The sequence below is a fragment of the Streptomyces cyaneofuscatus genome, from assembly GCF_000718135.1.
In the GTDB taxonomy this organism is placed as follows: Bacteria; Actinomycetota; Actinomycetes; order Streptomycetales; family Streptomycetaceae; genus Streptomyces; species Streptomyces cyaneofuscatus.
The window spans coordinates 336,106-360,557 of record NZ_JOEM01000007.1 but is presented as its reverse complement, the minus strand read 5'-3'; the positions used below and the strand labels follow the sequence as shown (position 1 = coordinate 360,557).

Annotated in this window: 22 protein-coding genes and 2 pseudogenes; 19 read left to right on the top strand and 5 right to left on the bottom strand. The window is 72.6% G+C overall.

Annotated features, from left to right (window positions below; genetic code table 11):
- Nucleotides 1–250 precede the first annotated feature (250 nt).
- Nucleotides 251–1,876 carry an alpha/beta hydrolase gene (locus IF17_RS0114170; RefSeq protein WP_244890492.1) on the top strand — a complete coding sequence of 542 codons (1,626 nt, stop codon included), beginning with the start codon at nt 251–253 and terminating at the stop codon, nt 1,874–1,876.
- An 85-nt stretch (nt 1,877–1,961) separates the two neighbouring features.
- On the opposite strand, the gene IF17_RS0114165 is transcribed toward IF17_RS0114170, so the two are convergent.
- Nucleotides 1,962–2,723: an AraC family transcriptional regulator gene (locus IF17_RS0114165; RefSeq protein WP_030565705.1), complete on the bottom strand. Its 762-nt coding sequence runs from the start codon at nt 2,721–2,723 to the stop codon at nt 1,962–1,964.
- Nucleotides 2,724–2,776: 53 nt separating this feature from the next.
- Here IF17_RS0114165 and IF17_RS0114160 point away from each other — a divergent pair, with 53 nt between their 5' ends.
- Nucleotides 2,777–3,991, top strand: coding sequence for an MFS transporter (locus IF17_RS0114160; RefSeq protein WP_051883987.1), 1,215 nt, complete (start codon nt 2,777–2,779; stop codon nt 3,989–3,991).
- Here IF17_RS0114160 and IF17_RS0114155 read toward each other — a convergent pair.
- Entirely contained in the window at nt 3,975–4,622 is a 648-nt protein-coding gene (locus tag IF17_RS0114155; RefSeq protein ID WP_030565701.1) for a TetR family transcriptional regulator, read from the bottom strand. The genes IF17_RS0114160 and IF17_RS0114155 overlap by 17 nt on opposite strands.
- A 187-nt stretch (nt 4,623–4,809) precedes the next feature.
- Here IF17_RS0114155 and IF17_RS01000000136420 point away from each other — a divergent pair, with 187 nt between their 5' ends.
- Together IF17_RS01000000136420 and IF17_RS1000000139770 are read left to right on the top strand one after the other, a co-directional pair.
- Complete coding sequence (locus IF17_RS01000000136420; protein WP_244890479.1) at nt 4,810–5,439, top strand: SDR family NAD(P)-dependent oxidoreductase; 630 nt, start codon at nt 4,810–4,812, stop codon at nt 5,437–5,439.
- Complete coding sequence (locus IF17_RS1000000139770; RefSeq protein WP_244890478.1) at nt 5,376–5,678, top strand: Rossmann-fold NAD(P)-binding domain-containing protein; 303 nt, start codon at nt 5,376–5,378, stop codon at nt 5,676–5,678. The genes IF17_RS01000000136420 and IF17_RS1000000139770 overlap by 64 nt, the downstream gene beginning before the upstream one ends.
- On the opposite strand, the gene IF17_RS0114145 is transcribed toward IF17_RS1000000139770, so the two are convergent.
- A complete protein-coding gene (locus IF17_RS0114145) occupies nt 5,679–6,191 on the bottom strand; it encodes a cupin domain-containing protein (protein WP_030565699.1) in 513 nt (170 codons plus the stop codon).
- 140 nt (nt 6,192–6,331) lie between these two features.
- On the opposite strand from IF17_RS0114145, the gene IF17_RS0114140 reads away from it, so the two are divergent.
- The 14 genes from IF17_RS0114140 (at nt 6,332) to IF17_RS0114075 (ending at nt 21,663) form a co-directional block, all read left to right on the top strand.
- A complete protein-coding gene (locus IF17_RS0114140; protein ID WP_032771929.1) occupies nt 6,332–6,778 on the top strand; it encodes an RrF2 family transcriptional regulator in 447 nt (148 codons plus the stop codon).
- Complete coding sequence (locus IF17_RS0114135; protein ID WP_051883986.1) at nt 6,775–7,722, top strand: DsbA family oxidoreductase; 948 nt, start codon at nt 6,775–6,777, stop codon at nt 7,720–7,722. The genes IF17_RS0114140 and IF17_RS0114135 overlap by 4 nt, the downstream gene beginning before the upstream one ends.
- Nucleotides 7,723–8,233: 511 nt before the next feature.
- Nucleotides 8,234–9,808, top strand: coding sequence for an ABC transporter substrate-binding protein (locus IF17_RS0114130; RefSeq protein ID WP_030565693.1), 1,575 nt, complete (start codon nt 8,234–8,236; stop codon nt 9,806–9,808).
- 93 nt (nt 9,809–9,901) lie between these two features.
- A complete protein-coding gene (locus IF17_RS0114125; protein ID WP_030565691.1) occupies nt 9,902–10,930 on the top strand; it encodes an ABC transporter permease in 1,029 nt (342 codons plus the stop codon).
- Nucleotides 10,931–10,932: 2 nt separating this feature from the next.
- Nucleotides 10,933–11,826 carry an ABC transporter permease gene (locus IF17_RS0114120; protein ID WP_030565689.1) on the top strand — a complete coding sequence of 298 codons (894 nt, stop codon included), beginning with the start codon at nt 10,933–10,935 and terminating at the stop codon, nt 11,824–11,826.
- The gene (locus tag IF17_RS0114115) at nt 11,823–12,740 is read left to right on the top strand and encodes an ABC transporter ATP-binding protein (protein WP_030565687.1); all 918 of its coding nucleotides are present in this window, start codon (nt 11,823–11,825) and stop codon (nt 12,738–12,740) included. Before IF17_RS0114120 ends, IF17_RS0114115 begins: the two co-directional genes overlap by 4 nt.
- On the top strand, nt 12,737–13,606 hold the full coding sequence (locus IF17_RS0114110) for an ABC transporter ATP-binding protein (protein ID WP_030565685.1): 870 nt from the start codon (nt 12,737–12,739) through the stop codon (nt 13,604–13,606). Before IF17_RS0114115 ends, IF17_RS0114110 begins: the two co-directional genes overlap by 4 nt.
- A gap of 37 nt (nt 13,607–13,643) precedes the next feature.
- Nucleotides 13,644–14,984, top strand: a complete 1,341-nt coding sequence (locus IF17_RS0114105) for an NtaA/DmoA family FMN-dependent monooxygenase (RefSeq protein WP_030565683.1) — start codon at nt 13,644–13,646, stop codon at nt 14,982–14,984.
- 9 nt (nt 14,985–14,993) lie between these two features.
- On the top strand, nt 14,994–16,736 hold the full coding sequence (locus tag IF17_RS0114100) for an FAD-dependent oxidoreductase (RefSeq protein ID WP_030565681.1): 1,743 nt from the start codon (nt 14,994–14,996) through the stop codon (nt 16,734–16,736).
- A gap of 43 nt (nt 16,737–16,779) precedes the next feature.
- A complete protein-coding gene (locus IF17_RS0114095) occupies nt 16,780–17,544 on the top strand; it encodes an alpha/beta hydrolase (RefSeq protein ID WP_030565679.1) in 765 nt (254 codons plus the stop codon).
- Between the two features lie 94 nt (nt 17,545–17,638).
- The gene (ssuE, locus tag IF17_RS0114090; RefSeq protein WP_030565678.1) at nt 17,639–18,238 is read left to right on the top strand and encodes an NADPH-dependent FMN reductase; all 600 of its coding nucleotides are present in this window, start codon (nt 17,639–17,641) and stop codon (nt 18,236–18,238) included.
- 113 nt (nt 18,239–18,351) lie between these two features.
- The gene (locus tag IF17_RS0114085) at nt 18,352–19,971 is read left to right on the top strand and encodes an adenosine deaminase family protein (protein ID WP_030565677.1); all 1,620 of its coding nucleotides are present in this window, start codon (nt 18,352–18,354) and stop codon (nt 19,969–19,971) included.
- 79 nt (nt 19,972–20,050) lie between these two features.
- A complete protein-coding gene (locus IF17_RS0114080; protein WP_030565676.1) occupies nt 20,051–20,494 on the top strand; it encodes a nuclear transport factor 2 family protein in 444 nt (147 codons plus the stop codon).
- A complete protein-coding gene (locus IF17_RS0114075; protein WP_030565675.1) occupies nt 20,491–21,663 on the top strand; it encodes an MFS transporter in 1,173 nt (390 codons plus the stop codon). Before IF17_RS0114080 ends, IF17_RS0114075 begins: the two co-directional genes overlap by 4 nt.
- Nucleotides 21,664–21,701: 38 nt before the next feature.
- Here the strand turns inward: IF17_RS0114075 and IF17_RS0114070 are convergent.
- Nucleotides 21,702–22,442 (bottom strand): annotated as a pseudogene (locus IF17_RS0114070) (substrate-binding domain-containing protein); the annotation flags it as partial.
- Between IF17_RS0114070 and IF17_RS0114065 the strand changes: the two are divergent.
- Nucleotides 22,435–23,685 (top strand): annotated as a pseudogene (locus tag IF17_RS0114065) (alpha-L-rhamnosidase-related protein); the annotation flags it as partial. The pseudogenes IF17_RS0114070 and IF17_RS0114065 overlap by 8 nt on opposite strands.
- On the opposite strand, the gene IF17_RS0114060 reads toward IF17_RS0114065, so the two are convergent.
- The gene (locus IF17_RS0114060) at nt 23,675–24,415 is read right to left on the bottom strand and encodes a helix-turn-helix domain-containing protein (protein ID WP_244890477.1); all 741 of its coding nucleotides are present in this window, start codon (nt 24,413–24,415) and stop codon (nt 23,675–23,677) included. The pseudogene IF17_RS0114065 and the gene IF17_RS0114060 sit on opposite strands and share 11 nt — an antisense overlap.
- Between the last annotated feature and the right edge of the window lie 37 nt (nt 24,416–24,452).

Sequence of the window (24,452 nt, the reverse complement as noted above, 5' to 3'; positions counted from 1 at the left end):
CACCTGCGGATTTCCGTGACGGCCCCCACCGGGATGATATGCGGCGGCGGCCGGATGCCAGATCACCGCCTACAACTCCGGTATCACACAAGCCTGTTGCGTCATTCCCAGGCTGGATACAAGTGCGCCCCGCGGAGGGATCCGCCGGCGCGGCCGGTTCCGGAAGGGTCTTTCCCGACCGATATACGCGACCGGAAGGATCGATATCGTGCGCAGACGACGTCTTGTGCCGCTGTTGGCCGTGAGTCTCATGGCAACGCTGGCTCCCGCGCTCGCCACCTCCACCGCCAGCGCCGCCCCGGCCGCCGCCGCCCCATCGGTCGCCTCCTCGTACGCAGCCCCTCCCTCCGCCGCCCTTCCGTCGGCCGCCCAGGGCGCCGCGCTGGACCGGTACACGAAGCAGAAGCCGCGATGGAAGCGGTGCGCATCCACTGCTCCGGCGGAGTTCCAGTGCGCCACGATCAAGGTCCCGCTGGACTACCGGGCACCCGGCGGGAAGCGGATCGACCTGGCGATATCCCGGATCAGGACCGCCGAGCCCGGCAAACGCCACGGTGTGCTGCTCTCCAACCCCGGTGGCCCCGGGGGCTCGGGCACCTATATGCCGCTGGCGCTGCGGGAGGAGCTGCCGAAGTCCGTCCTGCGGAAGTACGACCTCATCGGCTTCGACCCGCGCGGGGTGGGGGAGAGCAGCCCGGTCACCTGCGGCCTGACACCGGACGAGGAGGAATGGCTGCGGCCGTACAAGAAGGAGACGTTCGCCAAGGACGTCGCCTGGGCGCGCAAGGTCGCGGACAAGTGCCGGGCGAAGGCGGGCGCCACCCTCCCGCACATCACCACCCGCAACACCGCCCGCGACCTGGACCTGCTCCGGGCGGTCCTCGGCGAGCGGAAGATCTCCTACCTCGGATACTCGTACGGCACCTATCTGGGCGCCGTCTACACCCAGCTCTTCCCCGGCCGCGCCGACCGGTTCGTGCTGGACAGCGCGGTCGATCCGGCGCTCGCCTGGCGGGGCATGGTCCAGTGGTGGGCGTGGGGCGCCGAGCCCGCGTTCGACCGGTGGACCGGGTGGGCCGCCGCGCGTTCGGAGACGTACGGCCTCGGTGACACGCCGAAGAAGGTCGACCGGACCTTCTGGGAGCTGGTCGCGCGGGCCGACAGGAAGCCCATCGAGCTGGACGGGCTCCTGCTGACCGGCGATGACATCCGCATCGGCATGCGGGCGGCGGTCTTCAGCCCGCAGACCGCCACCGAGGCGTTCGTGGAGCTGAAGAAGGCCGCGGACGGTCAGCCAGCTGCCGCGCGGAAGCTCACGGCGTTCACCGGGACCACCGGGGCGGCGCGCACAGCCGCCGGCGTGCCGGCGGACAACATGACGGCGAGCTTCTGGGCCGTGGTGTGCGGCGACAACTCGGCCGCCTGGCCGCGAAACCCCGAGCGCTACCGGCAGGACGCCATCGCGGACAAGGGCCGCTACCCGCTCTTCGGCGACTTCGCGTCCAGCATCAAGCCCTGTGCGTTCTGGAACCCGTCGGTGGAACGGGCGACCGTGGTGAACAACAGGGCCGGCTCCCTGATCGTCCAGAACGAGTGGGACTCGCAGACCCCGCTGCCCAGCGCCCAGGCCCTCCACAAGGACCTGAAGCGCTCCAGGATGGTCACCGTCCTGGGCGGCGAGGGCCACGGTGTCTACCCGAGCGGCAACGCGTGCACGGACGGTACGGTCACGGGCTACCTGCTCTCCGGAAAGCTTCCGGCGAAGGACGTGACCTGCCGGGCGACCGCCGCATCGAACGCGGACGCGCGGCAGAACCGGAAGGGGGACGAGCTCCCCGGGTCGCCGCTCCCGGAGCGCGCCGCGGACCGCTTCTGAGTCCGGTCGTACGGCCCCGAGCCGTATGACGCGTTCAAAGGTTGGGCGGGACCTCCGAGCGGGGGTCCCGCCCCGCCGGGCGGGCTCACCGGGGTGAGCGTCCTCGCGGCAGATGCCGGCCCGGGGTGTGGCCGTAGGCCCGGCGGAAGACGTCGATGAACGCGCTGGCGGACGCCCAGCCGCACCGGTGGGCCACGGTGGTCACCGGAGTGTCCTCGGCCAGCAGGACCAGGGCGTGGTAGAGGCGGAGCTGGGTGCGCCACTGAGGGAACGTCATGCCCAGCTCGGCGGTGAAGAGCCGGGACAGTGTGCGCGCGCTCGCGCCGGACTCCCTGCTCAGGGCGGCCAGCGTGCGCCGGTCCGCGGGGTCGGCGCGCAGGGTGTCGCAGATGTGCCTCAGGCGCGGGTCGGAGGGGGAGGGAAGCTGGACCGGCTGCTGCGGCGAGGCCGCCAGCCGGTCCAGCAGCACGGCCCGCAGCCGGCGGCGCTCGGGGCCGACGTCGTCGCCGGGGGTGCCGGTGTGGGCGAGGATCAGCTCCCGCAGCAGCGGCTCCACGGTCAGTACGGCCGGGGCGTCCAGCCCGAGGGGGTTCTCCGTCGCGTCCAGCCCGACCAGGTGCAACTGGAGTGCCCCATGGGCACGGTGGGCGTGCACGGTGCCTGCCGGCACCCAGATGGCCCGGTTCGCCGGCGCGATCCACGTACCGGCATCGGTGGTGACGGCCAGGACGCCGCGTGCCGCGTAGACGATCTGGTGGTCGTCGTGGCGGTGGGCGTCGATGTCCGAACCGGGCGCCAGCCATTGTGTGCGGGTCGGGGCGACCGGCTCATGGCGGATCTCCGTCATGGGTTGTCTTTATATCGGAAGTCCGACAGCCGGTGCCTGGCGACGATGGCGGAGTGGCGAGAAACAAGGCAATCACCCTGCTGTCCATCGGGCACGCGTGCGTCGACGTCTACCAGGGCGCCGTGGCCGCGCTCGTCCCGTACTTCGTCGCCGAACGCGCCTACACCTACGCCGCGGTCTCCGGCATCGTGCTCGCCGCGTCGCTGCTCTCCTCCGTCGCGCAACCCCTGTTCGGTCTGGCGACCGACCGCCGGGCGATGCCCTGGCTGCTGCCCGTGAGCACGCTCGTCGGAGGTCTCGGGATCGCCCTGAGCGGGCTGGGCGACTCCTACGCGCTGACCCTGCTGTTCGTGGGCATCGGCGGGGTCGGTGTGGCCGCGTACCACCCGGAGTCCGCCCGGGTGGCGCGCGTCGCCAGTGGGGGCAGCCATACGGCGATGGGCTGGTTCTCCCTGGGCGGCAACCTCGGCTTCGCCCTCGCGCCCGTCCTGGTGGCCGTGGTCGTCGGCGCCGGGGGACTGCGGCTCACCCCGCTGCTCGTCGTCCCCGCCCTCGTCGGGAGCCTGCTGACACTGCCCGTACTGCGCGGCCTGGAACGCCTGACGTCAGCAGCCCCGGAAGCGGGCACGGCACCCGCGGTTCCCGACGATGTGGCCTCGTTCGTGAGGCTCGCCCTGGCCGTGGTCTGCCGGTCCGTCGTCTTCATCGGCCTGAGTACGTTCATCGCGTTCTACGTGCGCCAACGCACCGGCGGCGGGGCGGCGGCAGGGACCGCGGCCCTGGTCGTGCTCTACCTCGGCGGCGCGGTCGGCACCGTCCTGGGCGGCGCTCTCGCCGAGCGCTGGGACCGCGTGACGGTGGTGCGCCGGTCCTACCTCCTCACGGTGGGGGCGGTCGCGGGGCTCGTCCTCCTGCCGGGGTCGTCGGCTCTCTACGTGTGTATCGCCCTGACCTCGGCGGGCCTCTACGTCCCGTTCTCGCTCCAGGTGACCCTGGCTCAGGACTATCTGCCCAGCCGGGTCGGCACGGCCAGTGGCATCACCCTGGGGCTGACGGTGAGTGTCGGCGGCCTGTTCAGCCCGCTGATCGGCCGGCTGGCCGATGCCACGTCCCTGCAGACCGCCCTGCTGCCGCTGATCGCGATGCCCGCCCTGAGCTGGCTGCTCTTCCTCACCCTCACGGAACCGGCCCGGCCGGACGCGCCGCGCCGGACGTCCGGAGGCGGGCGCGGCATGATCGGAACGAGAGGCTCTAGCTGCCGGCGGTGAGCCCCGTGGCCGTCGCCCGGAGCAGCCGGGTCAGCCGGGGCTCGAAGTCCAGGGCGATGTGCTCCCAGCGGGGGTTCTGGGCGTAGAGGGCGGCGAGCGTGGGCGTGGGGTGGGAGATCTGCCACAGGTTGGCCGTCAGCCCCAGGGCCACCGTGATGAGGTCCTGGACCTGAGCGCCGGTCATGGTGCCCGCGCCGGTGAGGGTGCCGACGATGGCGTCGTACGACGTGAACGAGCTGGTCTTGAAGCGGCGGGCTCGCTCGATGTCGACATCGCCCTCCAGGCTGAGCGGGACATGGGTGAGCAGGTCGCAGAAGAGCGGTCGCGCGGCGAGGGTGCCCGCCACGGCGTCCGCGGTCTGCGCCGGGGTGAGGTCGCGGGCGTCCGCCAGGCGGGCGGTGAGAAGGAGGCTCCACTCGTGCCAGCCGCGTTCGGCCAGTTCGAGCAGGAGCTCCTCCTTGCTGTCGAAGTAGCGGCGCACGGCCGAGGGGTGCAGGCCGGCGGCCTCGGTGACGGCCGCCAGCGTGAGGTGCCGGACCCCGCCCCGGGCGGCGGCGAGCGCCCGGGCGGCGTCGAGCAGGTCCTCGGTCCGGCGGAGCTTGGCCTCGGGCGAACGGGCGCGGCGTTGCATGGCCCCGCCGTAACGCACGGGCACTGCGTTAACGGCGGCGGCGTGTTGGCGTGGAGATAGCGCAATCGCATTGCGTTATCTCTGCGCATCGCTTCCCGGGGGTCTGTCCGGCACGGTCCGTGCCGCGCCCCCGTACGTCTCTATTCCTGTGCTCATCGTGCTCATCCCGTACGGACGGAGTTCATCCATGTCGAAGGTATGCCTGGTCACCGGCTCCTCCCGGGGCCTTGGCCGCGAGATCGTCACCGCCGCACTCGCCGCCGGCCACCGGGTGCTGGCCACCGCCCGCGATCCGCGCACCCTGGACGGCCTGGTCGCCGCCCACGGCCACCGGGTGCGCGCCGCCCGGCTCGACGTTACCGACGCCGACGCCGCCGAGCGCGTCGTCCGCGAGGCCGTCGAGGCCTTCGGGCGGCTGGACGTCGTCGTCAACAACGCGGGCCAGGGTGATCGCGCCGCCCTGGAGGACACGACTTTGGAGGTGTTCCGCCGGCAGGTCGACACCAACTTCTACGGCACCGTGTACGTCAGCCGGGCCGCCGTCCCCGTACTGCGCCGCCAGGGCGGGGGCCGCATCATCCAGATCTCGTCCCTCGGCGGCCGTATCGGCAGCCCCGGCATGAGCGCCTACCACGCCGCCAAGTGGGCCGTCGGCGGCTTCTCCGAGTCCCCGGCCGCCGAGGTCGCCCCGCTGGGCATCAAGGTCACGGTCCTGGAGCGGGTGGCATGCGGACGGAATGGGCCGGGTCGTCCATGGGCACCCCGCCCGTCAGCGAGCCGTACCGGGCCACCGTCGGTGCCGCGGCCGAGTCGATGAGGAACTTCGCCGCCGAGGCCAACGGCGATCCGGCCAAGGTCGCGCAGGCCGTCCTCACCGTCTCCGCTCTCGACGAGCCCCCGCTGCGCCTGCTGGGCTCGGACTCCTACACGTACGGGCGTGGAGCGTGGGCCGGGCGGCTGGAGGAGGACGAGAAGTGGCGGTACGTCAGCGTCTCCACCGACCACGACGATGCGGAGGGCGACGGCTCCCGCTGGCTCGCCGACCAGCGCTCGTGACTAGAGGCCCTGATCCGCCGGAAGGGCGTACAGGCGCGGCAGGTTGACCACGATCGCCTCCTGCGTGGAGCGGGCGATGACGACCACGGCCTCCTCGGAGGGGTCGGGGTTCTCCTCCCGGTGCGGCACGAACGGCGGGACGAAGATGTAGTCGCCCGGTGACGTGCGCAGCCGTACCTCCTGCGGCTCCTCGCCCGAGTCGTCGAGGAACACGAACTCCGGGTGCCCGCTGACCACATGGATGGCCGTCTCCGAGGCGCCGTGGTGGTGGTCGGAGGAGGAGGTGGCGGGCGCCACATGGGTCTGGCCCATCCACAGCTTCTCGGAGCCGGTCGTCTTCCCGCTGATGGCCGCGAACCGGCGCATCCCGCCCGTCTGGGCGGTGTCGCCGTCCAGCGCGTCCGCGCGGATGTGGTGCAGGCGGGTGTGCAGCGGAGTGGTGGGGCGGTCCCCGGGGGTCTCGTGGAGGTGCGGGTGGAAACCTTCGCCTGCGGTGGTCAGGGGCTCGCTCATGGCGGGGACGCTAAGGCGGCGCGGAAAAGGATGTCAAGAGGTGTCCTTTGTGGTTCATCTGCGGCAACACTGCTGTCATGTAGCAGATCGATCCTGCGGAGGCAGGGCCTCCGCACGGCCTTTCGGGCATGATGAGCGCCATGCATATCTCCGCGAAAGCGGACTACGCCACGCGGGCCCTCCTGGAGCTCGCCCGTGAACCTGGCCGTCCGCTCACCTGCGAAGCCATCGCCTCCTCGCAGGAGATTCCCTTCCGTTTCCTGAAGTCCGTCGTGGGCGAGTTGCGCCGCGCCGGGCTCGTCCGCAGCCAGCGCGGCTGCGAGGGCGGCTACTGGCTCGGCAGACCCGCCGACGAGGTCACCCTCCTCGACGTGGTGCGCGCCATCGACGGCGACGTCCTCACCCTGCGCGGCGAACCGCTCGAGGGACTCGGCTATCCCGGCCCCGCCGCGCCGCTGCCCGGTGTGTGGCGGCAGATCGAGGCGGGAGCGGCCGCCGTCCTCGGCGGGCTGACCCTGGCCGCGCTGCTGCCCGCCGGGCTCTCCGCCGGCGCCCGGGAACACCACTCCGAGGTCGGCGCCGCATGACCGGCACGCCGGACCCGGACGGCCCGCCTCCGCCGGAGGTCACTCCCGCCCCGGACGGCCCGCCCCCGCTGGAGGTGGTGGAGTACACCGATCCGCTCTGCCCCTGGGCCTGGGGCTCCGAGCCCGCCTTCCGCCGGCTCCGGGCGGCACTGGCCGGCCGGGTCCACTGGCGGCGCGCGTACGCCATCCTCTTCGACGACGACGAGGACGATCCGCCCCCCGACCCCGCCGCCGAAACCGCTTGGTATGCGGGCCACTTGGCAGACATCGGCGCCCACACGCAGGCTCCCCGCGCGCACCGGCTGAGCCGGGTCGCGGCCAGCTCCTGGCCCTCCTCGCTCGTCGCCAGGGCCGCCGAGGCCCAAGGGGCCGAGATCGCCGAGCGGGTGCTGCGACGGCTGCGCGAGAGCGTCTTCGTCCTCGGCGAACCCGCGGACACCGAGGCCCTCGCACTCCGGTCCGTACGCGGGGTGCCGGGCCTGGATCCCGGCCGGCTGGCGCGGGACGCCGCCTCCGCCGACGTACGGGAGAGTGTGCGCGCCGACCGGGCCGAGGCGCGCCGTCCGGTCCCCGAGGTGTTCTCCGTACGGGAGCGGTCGCCGCACCCCGGGGCGGCGAAGGAGACCCCCGGCGGCGAAGTCCGGTACGCGCTGCCGACGCTGCTGTTCCGGACCCCGGGCGCCTGTCGTGTGGTGCCCGGCTGGCGGCCGTACGAGGCGTACGCGGCCGCCGTCGACGCGCTGAGCCCGGGGCTGCGCCAGGAGGCCGCGCCGCTCGCTCAGGACCGGGCGCTGGAGCGCTACCGGAGCCTCACCGAGCCGGAGCGGCTGGTGCTGTCGGAGGGGGTCTGGCCGCCGCCGCACGCGGTGCGGGTGGACACCGCCCAAGGGGCCGTGTGGCTGCACCCCGACGACGCCCAACACCACCCCGCCGCCCGGCAGTAGACCGCCGCAACGCCCTGAGCTGCGGACGAGTGCCGTTCCACCGAATGAGACACCAAAAGGTGTCCATTGACATCCGGTGCCGTGCGGCACCAGGATGTGCCGCATGCTCACGACGCACCCCGGCGTGATGTGCCGCTACGTGGACCTGCGGCGCACCTCCAGCGCTCTCTGTCGCTGACCGACCCCGCCACTTCGGCCCACAGGCGTTCCCCGACCGCCGACGGCAGCCCCGCTGACCGTCGTCACCCCGGTCGGCCCCTGTCTCCTCCGCGTCCCTCCCCGCGCTTTCCCGCGCACCTTCGACGGCCCTCGCCGTGCGCCCCGTCCGTGACCCCGTCGCCGCTGCCGTCGACCGTCCCGGACCGCGCTCGCACGCACCGAGGCGTGCCGACGCTCCCGCCGCCCTGCCCGGACGCCCCGCATCCGGTTCCGGCGCGGGTGCCGGCCGCCCCCGGCCCCGCTCCGCCCGCCCCGTACCGCGGCCGGAGCCCCTCACAGAGAGAACACCGAGATGCCCGCACGACCGACGAACCTCCGCCCGGGACTCCGCGTCCGGCCCGCCCGACGGGCCGGACGCCTGCGGGCCACCGCCCTCGGGACCGCCCTCGCCGCCCTGCTCGTCCCGTCCCTGGGCGCCTGCGGCTCGGACGCCTCGTCCGCGACCGGCAACTCCACGCTGAAGTGGGCCTCCTCCTACTTCCCGGCCCACTGGGACCCGGTCGTGTCGGGCAGTGGCGCCCAGTTCCGCCAACTCGCCCTCGTCTACGCCTCCTTGACCCGCACCGATGAGCAAGGCAAGGCCGTCCCGGACCTCGCCGAGAGCTGGGAGTACAACGACAGGGGCGACCGCATCACCTTCAAGCTGCGCCCCGGCCAGAAGTTCAGCGACGGCGAACCGATCGACGCCACCGCGGTAAAGGCCGCCATCGAACGCGCCCAGAAGCAGAAGAACTCCGCGCTCTTCGGCGACCTGACCTCGATCGGAAAGGTCGAGGCCGACGGGCTCGAAGCAACCCTGAACCTCACTCAGGTCGACTACCAGATACCGCAGTTGCTCGGCCAGCGCGTCCTCCAGATCGCCAGCCCCAAGGCGGCGAAGAACCCCGAGAAGCTGGACCAGAACCCGGTCGGGGCCGGGCCCTTCGTGGTCCAGCAGCTGATCCCCGGCACCAAGGCCGTCCTGAAGAAGAACTCGGACTACTGGGACGCGGAGAACATCCACATCGACAACGTCGAGCTGGTCTCCGCCCCCGACACCTCGACGGTCGTCTCCGGACTGCGCACCGGCGTCTACAACTTCGCCGACATCGACCCCAGTCAGGCGGACGCGGCGAAGAAGGCCGGACTCGACGTCTTCGTCCAGCCCGGCTTCAACGCCGCCAACCTGAGCCTCAACATCAACAAGGCGCCCTTCGACAACGACAAGGTGGTCGACGCGGTCCGGCACGCGGTCAACCGCGAGGAGTTCGTGCGGAAGCTGACCTTCGGCTACGGCGAGGCGACCGACCAGCCGTTCCCGAAGGGGTACGTGGCCTACGACCCGAAGTCCGAGAACGCCTACCCCTACGACCCCGCGAAGGCGAAGAAGCTCCTGGCCGAGGCGGGCCACAAGCCCGGTGACCTCAAGCTCGGCCTGGTCATCCCGTCCGAGGACCCGCAGGCCGAGATCGTCCAGTCGCAGCTGGCCGCCGTCGGCATCAAGGTCACCATCAAGATCGACAAGAACTGGTCCACCCCCTTCTTCGCCAAGGACCTGACGTTCTCGCTGTACGGGACCACCGGCCGCGACTCCGCCGCCCAGACCCTCACCGCGCACTTCGGCCCCAACGGCCCGCTCAACCTCTCCACCCCGTACGAGCCGGCCGGCTTCGAGGAGGCCGTGGCCAAGGTCCGCCAGACCCCGCTGGACTCGCCCGACTACGCCGCCACCCTCCAGGCCGCGACCCGGGCCGGGCTTCAGAGCAAGGCGCTGGTGTTCACGTACGCCTCACCGAACCTCTTCGCCAAGACGAAGGCGCTCTCCGCTCTCCCGAAGAACCCCGGGCACATCGACTGGACCGGCGTGAAGCTCTCCGGCGCCAACTGACCCTCCCGCAGCACCGATCACTCCTTCCAGCACCGCCATCCGCCCATCCGCCCATCCGCCCATCCGCCCATCGCACAGAGAGGGGGCAGCCCCATGACGACGACCGAGCCACAGGTCACCTCTGCCCGCCGTCGCGGGGTCGCCGTGGCCAGGACACGGCACGCCAGCGCCCGTGTCCTGGCCGTCCTCGCCCGGTCGGTCGCCATCTTCGTACCGGTCTTCCTGGTCGCGACCTTCGTCACCTTCGCACTCCGCTCACTCAGCGGACTCAGCCCGGCCCGCATCCAGTTGGGGGAGGACGCCACCCCGGAGGCGATCGCCCGCATCGAGGCCCAGTGGGGGCTGGACAAGCCCTTCCTGACCCAGTACTGGGACTGGTTCAGCGGTGTTCTGCACGGTGAGCTCGGCAGCAGCTGGGTCAACGGCGCCGACATCTCCACCCTCATCGGCCTCGGCCTGGGGGTGAGCCTCTCGGTCGCCACGTTCGCCCTGGTGATCGGGGTGGTCGTCGGATTCGTCCTCGGTACGGTCGCGGCGCTCCGGCGGACCACCGCGATCGACCGGGCGATCACCGGGTTCGTCACCGTGATCTCGGTGATGCCCGCCTTCGTCGTCGGCATCGTGCTGGTCGCGGTCCTCGCCGTCGGGTTCGGACTCTTCCCCTCCGCCGGGTACATCCCGGCGGAGCAGGGCGTCGGCCCCTGGCTCGCCCACATCACCCTGCCCGCCCTGGCGCTCAGCTTCGACGTCATCGCCGATGTGGCACGCCAGCTGCGCTCCAGCCTCATCGGCGCCTACCAGGAGAACTACGTGACGGGCGCGATGGTACGGGGACTGAGCCCGCGCCGGATCTTCTTCGGGCACGTCCTGCGCAACGGCCTCGGCCCGACGCTCGCCACGCTCGGACAGAAGTTCCCCGCCCTCGTCGGCGCCTCCGTCGTCACCGAGTGGATCTTCGGCCTCCAGGGGTTCGGCCGGTTCGCCAACGACTCCGCGCAGGCCGGTGACGTACCCGCCGTACAGGGCGTCCTGGTGGTCTCGATCGCCCTGGTCGTCTCCTTCAACCTCATCATCAACCTGGTGCTGGCCCGCGTGATGCCGGCCTCCCAGCGGGGGGTGTGACCATGGTGCGCCGCGTTCTCGCACTCACGTCCGGACGGATCGCCGTCACCATCCTCGCCCTGATCGCGCTCCTCGCGCTCCTCGGCCCCTGGCTCGCCCCGCAGAACCCCCTGGCCACCAGCGACAACGCGCTCGCGGCCACCTCCGGTGCCCACTGGCTGGGCACGGACTACCTCGGCCGCGACGTACTCAGCCGCCTGCTGGACGGCTCCCGCATCAGCGTGCTCGGCTCGCTGGAGGTCGCCCTGGTGGCCCTCGTCGTCGGCGCGATCCCCGGCATCCTGTCGGTCTACCTCGGCCGCGCCTTCGAGTGGTTCACGCTCCGCATCGCGGACACGCTGGTCGCCCTGCCGTTCCTGCTCTTCGCCATCGCGGTGATCGCCCTGCTCGGCAACGGCATCACCCAGGCCATGCTCGTCACCGGCGTCCTGGTCTCCCCGCTCTTCTACCGGGTCTCCCGCGCCGCCACCCTGGCCGTCGCCCGATCCCCGTACGTGGAGGCAGCGATCGTCTCCGGCGCCTCCATCGGCTGGATCGTCCGCCGCCATGTGTGGACCAAGGTGCTCCCGCCGATCGCCGTCGCGCTCGCCCAGACCATCGGCGTAGGCTTCGTGATCGTCTCCAGCCTCACCTTCCTCGGCATCGGCGTCCAGCCGCCCGAGCCCACTTGGGGCGGGCTGCTCGCCTCCGACCTGGGCTACCTCAGCCACCGCCCCTGGGCCCCCGTGGCACCCGCACTGCTGATCATGGTCACCGTCTGGGCCTGCAACCTCCTCGCCGACGCGATCCGCGACGTCTCCGGTGAGGCGGGCCGGGCGCTGGCCAACGACCACAAGGCCCGCGCCAACCGCCGCGAGGCGGCGGCCGGACCCCACCCCGCCGGAGGTTCCCGATGAGCCCGCTGACCCACGACACCCTCACCTCCCGCCCGGCCGGCACCGCCGAGACGACCTTCGACGCACCGGGGACGGCCGACGCCCCGGACGCCTCGGCGGCCGGACCCGTCCTCGCCCTCCACGACGTACGCATCACCGACCGGGTCACCGAACGGGAGATCGTCCACGGCGTCACCTTCGAGCTGACCCCCGGCAAGGCGGTCGGGATCGTCGGGGAGTCCGGCAGCGGCAAGACCCTCACCTGCCGGGCCGCGCTCGGCATCCTGCCCCCGCACTTCGAGATCACGGCCGGCCGCATCGACCTCGCGGGCACCGACATAGCGACGCTGACGCCCCGGCAGTGGACGGACCTGCGCGGCGCCACCATCAGCGCCGTCTTCCAGGACCCCGCCTCCTACCTCAACCCGGCGATCAAGGTCGGCGCCCAGATCGCCGAGGTCATCCGGGTCAAGCAGGGCCTCAAGCGGCGGGCCGCCCGCCGCCGGGCCGTCGAACTGCTCGGAGCCGTACGGCTGCGCGACCCGGAACTCGTCTACGGGCAGTACCCCTACGAGCTCTCCGGCGGCATGCTCCAACGCGTCCTGATCGCCGCCGCGATCGCCGTCGAACCCCGGGCCCTCATCGCCGACGAGGCCACCACCGCCCTCGACGTCACCGTCCAGGCCGAGATCCTCGACCTCCTCGCCGAGCTGCGCGAGCGTACCGGCCTCGCCCTCGTCGTCGTCTCCCACGACCTCGCCGTCGTCGCCCACCTCTGCGACGAGGTCCTGGTGATGCGGCAGGGCGAGGTGGTGGAACAGGGCGAGACCCGCGCGGTGCTCCACGACCCGCGGCACGACTACACCCGCCTGCTCATCGCCGAACACGACAGCTACGGCCTGGACACGTTCCTCGCGCCGAAGGAGGCGTCATGACCACCACGGCACCGGAGGCGAAGGACGCCGTACGTGAGGACGCGACGGGCTCGGTCCTGGAGGTGGCCGGCCTCGATGTGCACTACGGCCGGGGGCGCAAGCGCCGACGGGCCCTGCACGGCGTCACCCTGGACATCGCGCCCGGCGAGGCCGTCGGCGTCATCGGCGAGACGGGCTCCGGCAAGTCCACCCTGGCCCGCACGGTCCTCGGCCTCGTCCCCGCGTCGGCCGGATCCATCCGCATCGCCGGGGAGGACGTGAGCGGTTACGGGCCCCGCCAGTGGCGCGACCTGCGGCGGCGCGGCGTGATCCAGTACGTCTTCCAGGACCCGCTGCGCAGTCTCGACCCGGACCTCACCATCGAGGAGTCCCTGACCGAACCCCTCCTCATCCAGGGCGTCCGGCGCCAGGAAGCGGCGCTGCGGGCCCGTTCCTTCCTCGACCGGGTCCACCTCACCACCGACCTGCTGGACCGGCTGCCCGGCGAACTCTCCGGCGGCCAGCGCCAACGGGTCTCCGTCGCCCGGGCCCTGGTCACCGAGCCCCGGCTCGTCATCCTCGACGAACCGGTCAGCGCCCTCGACTCCGCCAACCGCGTCCAGGTCCTGGAGATCCTCAAGGAACTCCGTACCTCCGGGGTCGCCCTCGTCTTCATCTCCCACGACCTCGGCTCCGTCGCCGGGACCGCCGACCGCATCACCGTCCTCTACCAGGGCGAACTGGTCGAGACCGGCACCGCCCGCGCGGTCGTCAACCAGCCGCAGCACCCCTACACCCGCCTGCTCCTCGGCTCCGCCCCCACCCTGCGGGGAAAGCCCGCCGACCGCGCCGAACGCGAGGCGCTGCGGGCCCTGTTGAGCGCCTGAGCACACCCCCGTAACCAGCCCCACGGAAGGACCAGCCATGTCCCGCAGAATCCATCTCGCCCTGCACCCCTACGGTGTCGGCGGCCCCGGCCAGCACGGTCTCTGGAAGGACCCGCGCGTCGCCAAGGACGCCAGCATCGACATCAACTACTACATCCAGCAGGCGCAGGCGGCCGAACACGCCCTCTTCGACGCCCTGTTCATCGTCGACAGCCAGTTCATCAACTCCACCTACCCGGCCCACTACCTCAACCGCCTGGAGCCGCTGACCCTGTTGTCGGCGGTCGCCACCCACACCCGCCACATCGGCCTGGTCGCCACCGCCAGTTCGACGTACAACTCGCCGTTCAACCTCGCCCGCCGCTTCGCCTCCCTCGACCTCATCAGCGGCGGCCGCGCCGGCTGGAACGTGGTGACCAGCTTCGACACCGGCACCTCGAAGAACTTCGGCCTCGACGAACACCTCGACTACGCCACCCGCTACGGCCGCGCCCTGGAGTTCGTCCAGGTCGCCCGGGGCCTGTGGGACTCCTACGAGGACGACGCCTTCCCCGCCGACGTGGACAGCAACCTCTTCCTCGACCCGGAACGGCTGCACGCCCTGGACCACGTGGGGGAGCACTTCAAGGTCGCCGGACCGCTCAACATCTCCCGCTCCCCGCAGGGCCAGCCCGTCATCTTCCAGGCCGGGGTCTCCGCCGAGGGCCGCGACCTCGCCGCCCGGGTCGCCGAGGGTATCTACGCACCCGGCGGCACGCTGGAGCAGGCGCAGGAGTATTACGCGGACATCAAGAAGCGCACCGCCGCCCACGGCCGCGACCCCGACCACATCAAGGTCTTCATCCACGGCGGCCCCATCGTCGCCTCCACCGACGAGGAGGCCAGGCGCCGCGAGCGGGAGATCTTCGAGGAGGACAACGACTTCGAGCGCAATCTCGCGCTGCTCGGCCGCTCCTTCGGCGCGTACGACTTCAGCGTCCACGACCTGGACGCCCCCTTCCCGGACGTCGCCCACCTCGCCGAGAAGGGCGGCCGGACGGGAGCGGCGAGGATCATCGAGCGGGCCTGGGAAGAGAAGCTGACTCTGCGTCAAGTCGCGCAGGAGGCCAACGCGTTCCGGCAGTCGCCGTTCGTCGGTGCCCCGGACACCGTCGCCGACACCATCGAGAAGTGGTACGACGCGGGCACCCTCGACGGCATCAACCTCGCCTTCCGGAACAACGACGACCTCAACCTCTTCGTCGACGGCGTCGTGCCGCTGCTTCAGAAGCGCGGACTGTTCCGCACCGCGTACGAGGCCGACACCCTGCGCGGCAACCTCGGCCTGCCCATCCCCGCAAACCGCCACACCCGCGAGCGCGAACTCGCGGGCGGCTGAGGCCCCGCCATGCCCCAACTCCCCGCTACGGGCGGCCGTGACGTCCACACCGTCCGCTTCCCCGTCGGCAGACCCCCGGCCACCGTCGACGTCCTCATCGTCGGCGCGGGCCCGGTCGGCCTCGCCGCCGCGACCGAACTGACCGCCCGGGGCATCCGGGTCGCCGTCGTCGACCGCGCCCGCACCGCGACCCTGGTGCGGGCCGGCGCGATGGGCCACACCCCGCGCGTGGTCGAACACTTCCGCCGCTGGGGCCTGCTCCAGCGCATCCGCGAGGCCTGGACGTACCCCCCGGAGTGGAACCGGGGCACCCGGTTGGTCACCTCGCTCACCGGCCATGAACTCGTCCCCGTGCCCCGACCGTCGTTCCGTGGTGCCGGCACCCCCGACCACGCGGCGGACGAGGCGCTGCGCCGCCCCCAGACCGTGCTCCAGCAGGTCTTCCTCGACCACCTCGCCGAACACGGCGTGAGCGTCGCCGGAGGATGGGAGCTCCGGGAGCTGGCCGAGGACACCGAGGGGGTCCGCGGCGGGGTGGTGGACGTCGACTCGGGGGAGCGGCGCACGGTCCGCGCGGCGTACGTCCTCGGCACCGACGGCGGCTCCAGCACCACGCGTCGACTGGCCGGGATCGACCGGGAGGGCGACCACGCGACCGAGAAGCGGCTGCGCCTGATCGTCCGCACCGGCGACATCTCCGACCGGGTCGGCGCGGCCCCGAGCGCCACCAACATCGTCTTCAACCACCGGGCGTCCGGCTTCCTCGCCGCGGTCAGCACCCGGGAGTGGCGGGTGTACGCGGGACCGTACCCGCTCGGCTACGAGCCCACCGAGGACGAGCTGCTGGAGATCGGGCGGGCCGCGTTCGGCTTCGACCTCGACCTCGAACTGGTCTCGGCGACGACCTTCTACCACGCCACCCGGATCGCCACGACGTTCCGCAAGGGCCGGGTCCTGCTCGCCGGGGACGCCGCCCACGTCCGGACCCCCGGCGGCAACCTCGGCGAAGGCATCGGGGACGTCGCCAACGTCGGCTGGAAACTGGCCGCCGTGCTCGCCGGCCACGCCCCCGACACGCTCCTCGACTCCTACGACCAGGAGCGCCGGCCGCACAACTGGCGCGTGGCCGACCACTCGTTGGAGCGGTCACGCCGCTCGCAGGCCACGCTCGCCGAGATCCGCGCCGGCGGCATCCCGGACGACGCCGACCTCGGCGACGAGGCCGTACGACGGCGGGCCGAGATCGGCGAGCGGCTGCGCCGGGACCATGCCGGGGGAGCGGGCGTCACCTTCGACGAGCGGTACGACGCGTCGGACGTGATCTGGTACGAGGAGGGGCAGCTCGCCTCCGAACCGGCCTGGCGGCCCGACGTGTACGAGGACGACCCCCGGCCGGGCCACCGCGCGCCCGACGGCCGGATCGACCCGCACGGCTCCACCCTCCACGACCGCGTCGGCACCTCCTTCGCCCTGCTGGTCCTCAGCGAGGACCGGGCGGTCGAGGACGCCTTCACCGAGGAGGCGGCCGCCCGGTCGCTGCCGCTGACGGTGATCCACCTGACCGATCCGGACGCCCGCGCGGTCTACGGCACCGAGTACGTCCTCGTCCGCCCCGACCAGCACGTCGCCTGGCGCGGAGCCGTGCTGCCCGACGGCGGCGCCCGCGCGGTCCTCGACCGGGTGCTGGGCCGGGCCCGGCCCGGCGCCGCGGCGGAGGCCCTCGGTTCCGTCCCCGCCCCACGTGTCCTTTGATCCCCCGCCGAGCCCACCGAGCCCACCGAGCCAGGAGCCCCAGATGACCGAGCACGCCGACTACACCGACCACCACGGCCCCGAGGGGCCCGCCATCCGCGGCACGGTCGTCGTGGTGCCCGGCCGGGGTGAGACCCGGGAGACCTACACCCGGCTGGGCCGACGACTCGCCGCCGACGCCTACCGGGTCCGGGTCGTGGACGCCGTCCACCTCGACGCCGACGACCCGGCCGGCTCCCTCACCCGGTTCGGCGCCCAGGTCGCCGAGGCCGTCGCGGGCACGGCGGGCCCGGACGGCGTCGCCCGCCCGGTCGTGCTGGTGGGCGCCGACACCGGGGCGGTGGCGGTGGCGGCACTCCTGGGGAGCGGGGAGAGTGCGGCGGCCGACGCCGTCGTCCTCGCCGGGCTCCCGGCGCGTACCGCCGCCTCCGCCGCCTGGGACGACGAGCTCGACGTCCGTACGTTCTGTCCCGCCCACCGCTCCACGCTCACCGGCGACTCCGGATTCCGCCGGGGCGCACTCGACGAGGCGGTGCCGGAGGCCCTGCTCACGGCGGCGTACGAGAGCGAGGCGGAGGTCCCGGCGCTGATCCTGACCGGTGACGCCGATCCGCTCGCGGACCGCGACGCCCTCACCCGTACCGCCAAGTCCCATCCCCGGGCCCGCCTTTCGATCGTGCGCGACGCCCACCACGACGTCCTCAACGACATGCAGCACCGCTCGGTCGCCGCCGAGATCGTCACGTTCCTGGAGGCGCTGCGCAACGAACTCGTCCCGCTCGTCACGGTGGAGTCCACCGCCTGGTGAGCCCGGGCGCCCGCACCTGAACCGCCGCAATACCCCAGCGAACTGCCGTAACACCCACGCCGTTTGCGAAGACCGCATCCCGAAAGGTCACCCCATGGCCACCGTCCTCTCCGTCTCCGGAAGCCCCTCCGCCACCTCCCGCACCGCACGCCTCCTGCTCCACCTCGACGACCGGCTCCGGGACCAGGGGCACGACGTGGTCTCCCTGGACGTGCGCACCCTGCCCGCCGACGCCCTGCTCGGCGCCGACTTCGCCCACCCGGCCATCGTCGAGGCCACCGCGCTGTTCGACCGGGTGGACGGGGTGGTGATCGGCACCCCGATCTACAAGGCCGCCTACTCGGGGCTGCTCAAGTCGCTGCTGGACCTGCTCCCGCAGTACGCGCTGACCGGCAAGACCGTGCTGCCGCTCGCCACGGGCGGCAGCACCGCCCATGTCCTCGCCATCGACTACGCGTTGCGCCCGGTGCTGACCTCGATGGGAGCCGCCCACGTCGTACCGGGCTGGTTCACCCTGGACAAGGACATCACCGTCGACGCCGACGGCACAGTCACTCTCGCGGCGCCCACGGCCGCGGCCCTGGGCGAGGTCACGGACCGGTTCTCCGCCGTACTCCGCGAACGTACGGCACTCCAGGAGCGTACGGCGGTGCTGCCGGCCCCCGGCACGGCGGTGCTGGCCCCCGGCGCCTGAACGAGCCGGTAGCGCAGGGGTGGCCACGGCTTCCCCACTCGAACGAGTGGATCTTGCTCCTGATCCATGCGGTTCGGGCGGGGAAGCGGGTCCGGCGACGCGATCATTCGGCGGTGATCAACTCGATTCGGACGGCTCTCCGTCCCAAGTCCCTGGTCCCGGCCGGGATCGGCGCCCTCGCTCTCCTCACTCTCCTCCCCACCGTCCCGGCCGCCGCTGCCGCACCCGCGCAGGACCCGGCCACCACTTCGGCCGCGCAGCCCCAGCACCGCTCCATCACCCCGGCCGAGCGCCGGACCGCCGCCCACCTCGACGCCCTGCGGAGCGACCCGGAACGGCTGCAGGCCTTCTTCACCGCACTGCCCAAGGGCGGCGACCTCCACAACCACCTGTCCGGCGCGGTCACCACCGAGTACCTGATCCAGCTCGCGGGCGAGAACGGGCTCTGCATCGACGCCACGGACACCGCCGTACGCCCGCCCTGCGGACCCGGCACGCGTCCGGCCGCCGACGCCCGTACGGACAGCCAGTTCCGGCAGCGCATCGTCCGCGCCTGGTCGATGCAGGACTTCCCCGCCGACCAGTCCGGCCACGACCACTTCTTCGACACGTTCGGCAAGTTCGGCGAGGCGACGCGCGATCGCGGGAAGCTGCTCGCCAATGTCGCCAACACCGTCGTGGAGCAGAACCAGTTCTATCTGGAAACCCTGGTCACCCCCGCCTCCGACAGCGCGCGGAAGCTCGCCGAGTCCGTCGGCTACGACGCCGACCTCGCCGCCTTCCACCGCAAGCTGGTCGCGGGCGGGAAGCTCGACAAGGTCGTCACCGAGGCCGTCCGCGAGGCCGACGCCGCCGACGCCCAGTTCCGGGAGGCCGCGCACTGCGACACCCGCCGCCCCGACCCGGGCTGCCGGCTCCCCGTACGGTGGATCTCCCAGGTCTCCCGGGGCAGTTCGAACGAGCGCGTGTTCACCCAGATGGCCGTCGGCCTGCGGCTCGCCGCACGCGACCCGCGGTTCGTCGCGGTCAACCTCGTCCAGCCGGAGGACGGCGAGAGCGCGCTGCGCAACTACAGCCTCCAGATGCGGATGCTCCAATACCTGCGCACCCAGTACCCGGACGTCCGCATCACCCTGCACGCCGGCGAGCTGACCCCCGGCCTGGTCAAGCCCGAGGACCTCACCTTCCACATCCGCGAGGCCGTGCTCGTCGCCGGCGCCGAACGCATCGGCCACGGCGTCGACCTGGTCCACGAGGACGACTGGCGCGGCCTCGCCCGGACGATGGCCCGGCGCGATGTCGCCGTCGAGGTGCCGTTCAGCAGCAACAAGCAGATCCTCGGCGTGGCGGGCGACGACCACCCCTTCAACGCCTACCGCCACCACGGCGTCCCCGTGGTGCTGGCCACCGACGACCCCGGCGTCTCGCGCATCGACATCAGCCACGAGTACCGGTACGCCCGGGAGACCTACGGCCTGAGCTACCCCGAGCTGAAGGACCTGGCCCGCGCCTCGCTGGAGTACGCCTTCCTCGAAGGCGACGGCCTGTGGGCCACCGGATCGGCCCGGGCCGGCTACCGCCCGGTCCGTGCCTGTGCCGGAGCCCGGCCGGGCATCGTCCCGCCCGCCCCGGACTGCGTCCGCCACCTGGAGGGCAACCCGAAGGCCGCGACCCAGTGGCGCCAGGAAGCGGCGTTCGCCGGATTCGAACGCCGGTACGGCGGATGGCGCTGACGCCATACCGCCGCTGAGGCAGGCCATGGGGCGCGGGTCTTGAACTGCGGCTCGCGCCCCCCACGGCTACGCTCGAAAAATGCGAGACAGCGGAGACCGGCCCGGGCCGCCCCCGGACAGCCCCGAAGGCGCGGCGGACCCGGCGGCCCACGCGCTGCTCGCCTCACTCGTGGACGACTGGGCCGCCGCGATCGTCGCGAACGACGCCGGGCGGATCGCCGCGTTCACGGCGGACGAATGGGTCATCGTCTCCGAGTCCGGTATCACCGACCGCGACACCTTCCTGGCCTTCGTCACCTCCGGTGACCTGACCCACTCGGCGATGCAGGCGATCACCCCGCCGAGGATCCGCGTCCACGGGGACACCGCCGTCGTCACCGCGCGGATCACGAACACCGCCCACTACGGCGGCGACCGCTTCGACGCCGACGAATGGACCACGGACGTCTTCGTACGCCGGCACGGCGACTGGCGGTGCGTGCTCAGCCACATCACCCCCGCCGCGTCTCCCGAGGGTTCATGAGCCGCCTGGGCTATCCGGCGGCCGCCGCCGTCTTCGCCATCGGTATGGCGGGCACCACCCTGCCCACACCGCTCTACGGGCTCTACCGGGAGGAGCTCGGCTTCTCCGAGCTGATGGTGACGGTCGTCTTCGCCGTCTACGCCATCGGCGTCATCGCCACCCTGCTCCTCGCCGGAAATGTCTCCGACGAGACGGGGCGGCGGCCCGTCCTCCTGGCCGCCCTCGGATTCTCGGCGGCCAGCGCCCTCTGCTTCCTCTTCGAGGGCGGGCTCCCCGCCCTCTTCGCCGGCCGCCTGCTGTCGGGGTTCGCCGCCGGGCTGCTGAGCGGCGCCGCGACCGTCACGGTGATGGAGCTGGCACCACCGGGGCGTGAGGCCAGAGCGGGCCTCGCCGCGACAGCCGCGAACATGGGCGGCCTCGGCTGCGGCCCACTCCTGGCGGGGCTCCTCGCCGAGTACGCCCCCCGGCCCTTGACGCTCCCCTTCGTCGCCCACCTGGCGCTGATCGCCGTGGCCGCCGTGCTGACCTGGCTGCTGCCCGAGACGGTCACCTCCCCCGTACGACGCTTCCGGCTGCACCCGCAAGGGCTCGCCGTCCCGCCCCAGGTGCGCGGCGTTTTCGCCCCCTCGGCGCTGGCCGCCTTCGCCGGGTTCTCCCTGCTCGGCCTCTTCACGGCGGTCGCCCCGGCGTTCGTGGCCGAGACGCTCGACGTGCACAACCTCGCCCTCGCCGGACTCGTCGTCTTCTCCGTCTTCCTCGCCTCGACGGCCGGGCAGGCGCTGATGGGACGCGTGGGGGAGCGGCGGGCCCTGCCGGGCGGGTGCTTCGTCCTGGTCGTGGGACTGGTGCTGGTGGCGGCCTCGTTGCTGCTCGCCTCGCTGCCGCTGCTCGTCGCGGGGGCGCTCTGCGGCGGCCTGGGGCAGGGGCTCGCGTTCCGGGGCGCGGTGACGGCGATCAGCGGAGCGGCACCGGCCGAGCACCGGGCCGCGACGGTGTCCGCGTTCTTCGTCGTCGCCTACCTGGGCATCTCGCTGCCGGTGGTGGGCGTGGGCGCGCTGACCCTCTGGCTCGGGCTCAGGAACGCCGGGCTGACCTTCGCCGGGTGTGTGCTGGCCCTGGCCCTGGGCGTCGGCCTGCACCTGGCCCGGAGACCTCCCGCCCGCACCTGACGGGCGCGGAAGCCGACGCCGTACGCGCGCGGCCCCTCCTACCGCGCGGAGAGGCTGGAGCGCCGCACCACCAGCTCCGGCTGGAGCACCACCCGCCGGTGCTCGTGCGCCGCCGGGTCCCCTCCGGCACCGGTCTCCTCCAGCAGCAGCCCCGCCGCCAGCGCCCCCATCGCCGCCGCGGGCTGCCGTACGGACGTGAGCGGTACGGCGGCGGCCGCCGCGAACTCGATGTCGTCGTACCCCACCAGGGCCAGATCGCCGGGGACGGACACCCCGGCCGCGAACAGCGACTGGAGCACGCCCAGCGCGAGCAGGTCATTGGCGCAGAAGACGGCGGTGGGCCGGTCGGCGAGCCCCAGCAGCCGCGCCCCCGCGTCCCGCCCCGCCGCGACGTCGAGGCGCTCCGTCGGCAGCTCCCGCAGGGCCTCCGGGCCGAGACCCGCCTCGGCGAGCGCGGCGAGCGCCCCCGTACGGCGGTCCCGGACCTGGTTGAAACCGGGCGGCCCGCTGACGTACGCGATGGAGCGGTGCCCGGCCTCGACGAGGTGCCGTACGGCGAGTGCGCCGCCCGCCACGTCGTCCACCGACACCGAGCACTCCGTCGTCCCCTCGGCGACCCGGTCGACGAGGACGAACGGGATGCCGTGGCGCCGGAAGGCCTCGATGTTGCGCCCGGTCGCGTCGGCGGGGGTGAGCAGCACCCCGCGCACCCGCTGCTCGGCGAAGAGCGACAGGTACTCGGCCTCCTCGCCGGGGCTCTGCGCGCTGTTGCACATCACCTGGGGCCAGCGCGGCAACTTCCTCTCCGTCCCCACCGACACCCCCGCCCGCGACGAACGCCTCGGCTGGACCGGCGACATCAACGTCTTCGCACCCACCGCCGCCTATGTGATGGAGTCCGCGCGCTTCCTCTCCAAGTGGCTCTGGGACCTCCAGGACGACCAGACCGCCGACGGAGCCTTCACCGATGTCGCCCCGCAGGTCGGCGGCCTCGGCGCGGGCTCCGCAGGCTGGGGCGACGCCGGAGTCACCGTCCCCTGGGCGCTGTACCAGGCGTACGGGGACACCCGCGTACTGGAGCGGTCCTGGCCCTCGATGCTCACGTGGCTGGACTACCTGGACGCCCACAGCACCGGGCGGTTGCGGCCCGCCACCGGCTACGGCGACTGGCTCAACATCCAGGACGACACCCCCAAGGACGTCATCGCCACCGCCTACTACGCCCACAGCGCCGACCTCGTCGCCCGCACCGCCGACTTGCTCGGCAAGGACCCCGCCCCGTACACCGCCCTGTTCGGCGAGATCCGCGACGCCTTCCGCACCGCCTACGTCACCGGCGGCGGCCGGGTGAAGGGCGACACCCAGACCGCGTACGTCCTGGCCCTTTCCATGGACCTGCTGAGCGAACAGGAACGGACCACCGCAGCCGACCGGCTGGTCGCGCTCATCGAGGCGAAGGACTGGCACCTGTCCACGGGCTTCCTCGGCACGCCCCGCCTGCTCCCCGTACTCACGGAGACCGGGCACACCGATGTGGCGTACCGGCTGCTGCTCCAGCGGACCTTCCCCAGCTGGGGCTACCAGATCGACCGGGGCGCCACGACGATGTGGGAGCGCTGGGACTCCATCCGGCCCGACGGCAGCTTCCAGGACGCCGGGATGAACTCCTTCAACCACTACGCGTACGGCTCCGTGGGGGAGTGGATGTACGCCCACATCACCGGGATCGCCCCCGCCGAGCCCGGCTTCCGGAAGGTGACCGTACGGCCCCGGCCGGGCGGGGGCGTCACCCGGGCGCGAGGTGCCTTCCAGACCCGGTACGGCACCGTCGCCACTCGGTGGACGGTGGAGCGCGGCCGCTTCCGGCTGGCAGTGAGCCTGCCCGTGAACACCACCGCGGAGGTGTGGGTCCCGGCGGGGACGGCCGGGGCCGTCACCCACAGCGGGGCCCGGCACCTGCGGATGGAGGACGGCTGCGCCGTCTTCGCCGTCGGCTCCGGGGACCACCACTTCACGGTCTGACCCCGTCCACCGGGGGTCTGTCCGCCGCCGGGTCCGGTGCGCTCCGTGCGTCACCGGGCCCGGCGAGTGCGTCGCGCAACTCGTTCCGCAGGTGCGGCTTGAGATCGAACCTCTTCCAGATCCGGCCGATCGTCGACTCCGACAGCCCGGTGCGCCGGGCCATCGCGGCGCGGGTCCAGTGGCTGTCCAGGCCCGGACTGGTCTGCAGGGTCGTCACGACGACCTCCTCGATCTGATCGGGCTGGATAGACGGCGGCCGCCCCGGCCGGGGCTCGTCCCGCAGGCCGTCGAGGCGGTGGGCGATGAACCGGGCCCGCCACCGCTCCACGGTCGATTCGTCGATACCGAGATCGGCCGCCGCCTGCCGGTTCGTCCCGCCCTCCGCGCAGCGCAGCACGATCTTCGAGCGCAGCGCCAGGAACTGGGCGGTCTTCGCCCGCCTGGCCCAGCGGGTCAACTGGGCCCGCTCGGCGTCGTCCAGGACCAGGTCCGCCTTGGGCCGGCCCATACGGCAGGCGTCGTCGAGCCCCGCCATCCCCTCGGCGGCGAAGCGGCGGCGCCATTTGGCGACGGTCTTGACCGCGACCCCGAGAGACCGGGCGGCGCCCATGTTCGACATGCCGTCGGCGCACGCCAGGACGATCCGGGCCCGTTCGGCCCGCCGTCGGTCCGGCCACTGGGCCCGGGCCGCCAGTGCCGTCCGCTCGTCCTCGGACAGGACGATCGCCACAGCGGAAGGGCCCGGGCAGGGGAGGTCACGGGAGTGA

Excerpts from the sequence above, each read along its gene's own strand:
- IF17_RS0114170 (WP_244890492.1), top strand. The coding sequence starts at position 251 with ATGGCAACGCTGGCTCCCGCGCTCGCCACCTCCACCGCCAGCGCCGCC.
- IF17_RS0114165 (WP_030565705.1), bottom strand. The coding sequence starts at position 2,723 with ATGACGGAGATCCGCCATGAGCCGGTCGCCCCGACCCGCACACAATGG.
- IF17_RS0114155 (WP_030565701.1), bottom strand. The coding sequence starts at position 4,622 with ATGCAACGCCGCGCCCGTTCGCCCGAGGCCAAGCTCCGCCGGACCGAG.
- IF17_RS01000000136420 (WP_244890479.1), top strand. The coding sequence starts at position 4,810 with ATGTCGAAGGTATGCCTGGTCACCGGCTCCTCCCGGGGCCTTGGCCGC.
- IF17_RS1000000139770 (WP_244890478.1), top strand. The coding sequence starts at position 5,376 with ATGGGCACCCCGCCCGTCAGCGAGCCGTACCGGGCCACCGTCGGTGCC.
- IF17_RS0114145 (WP_030565699.1), bottom strand. The coding sequence starts at position 6,191 with ATGAGCGAGCCCCTGACCACCGCAGGCGAAGGTTTCCACCCGCACCTC.
- IF17_RS0114140 (WP_032771929.1), top strand. The coding sequence starts at position 6,332 with ATGCATATCTCCGCGAAAGCGGACTACGCCACGCGGGCCCTCCTGGAG.
- IF17_RS0114135 (WP_051883986.1), top strand. The coding sequence starts at position 6,775 with ATGACCGGCACGCCGGACCCGGACGGCCCGCCTCCGCCGGAGGTCACT.
- IF17_RS0114130 (WP_030565693.1), top strand. The coding sequence starts at position 8,234 with ATGCCCGCACGACCGACGAACCTCCGCCCGGGACTCCGCGTCCGGCCC.
- IF17_RS0114125 (WP_030565691.1), top strand. The coding sequence starts at position 9,902 with ATGACGACGACCGAGCCACAGGTCACCTCTGCCCGCCGTCGCGGGGTC.
- IF17_RS0114120 (WP_030565689.1), top strand. The coding sequence starts at position 10,933 with ATGGTGCGCCGCGTTCTCGCACTCACGTCCGGACGGATCGCCGTCACC.
- IF17_RS0114115 (WP_030565687.1), top strand. The coding sequence starts at position 11,823 with ATGAGCCCGCTGACCCACGACACCCTCACCTCCCGCCCGGCCGGCACC.
- IF17_RS0114110 (WP_030565685.1), top strand. The coding sequence starts at position 12,737 with ATGACCACCACGGCACCGGAGGCGAAGGACGCCGTACGTGAGGACGCG.
- IF17_RS0114105 (WP_030565683.1), top strand. The coding sequence starts at position 13,644 with ATGTCCCGCAGAATCCATCTCGCCCTGCACCCCTACGGTGTCGGCGGC.
- IF17_RS0114100 (WP_030565681.1), top strand. The coding sequence starts at position 14,994 with ATGCCCCAACTCCCCGCTACGGGCGGCCGTGACGTCCACACCGTCCGC.
- IF17_RS0114095 (WP_030565679.1), top strand. The coding sequence starts at position 16,780 with ATGACCGAGCACGCCGACTACACCGACCACCACGGCCCCGAGGGGCCC.
- ssuE (WP_030565678.1), top strand. The coding sequence starts at position 17,639 with ATGGCCACCGTCCTCTCCGTCTCCGGAAGCCCCTCCGCCACCTCCCGC.
- IF17_RS0114080 (WP_030565676.1), top strand. The coding sequence starts at position 20,051 with ATGCGAGACAGCGGAGACCGGCCCGGGCCGCCCCCGGACAGCCCCGAA.
- IF17_RS0114075 (WP_030565675.1), top strand. The coding sequence starts at position 20,491 with ATGAGCCGCCTGGGCTATCCGGCGGCCGCCGCCGTCTTCGCCATCGGT.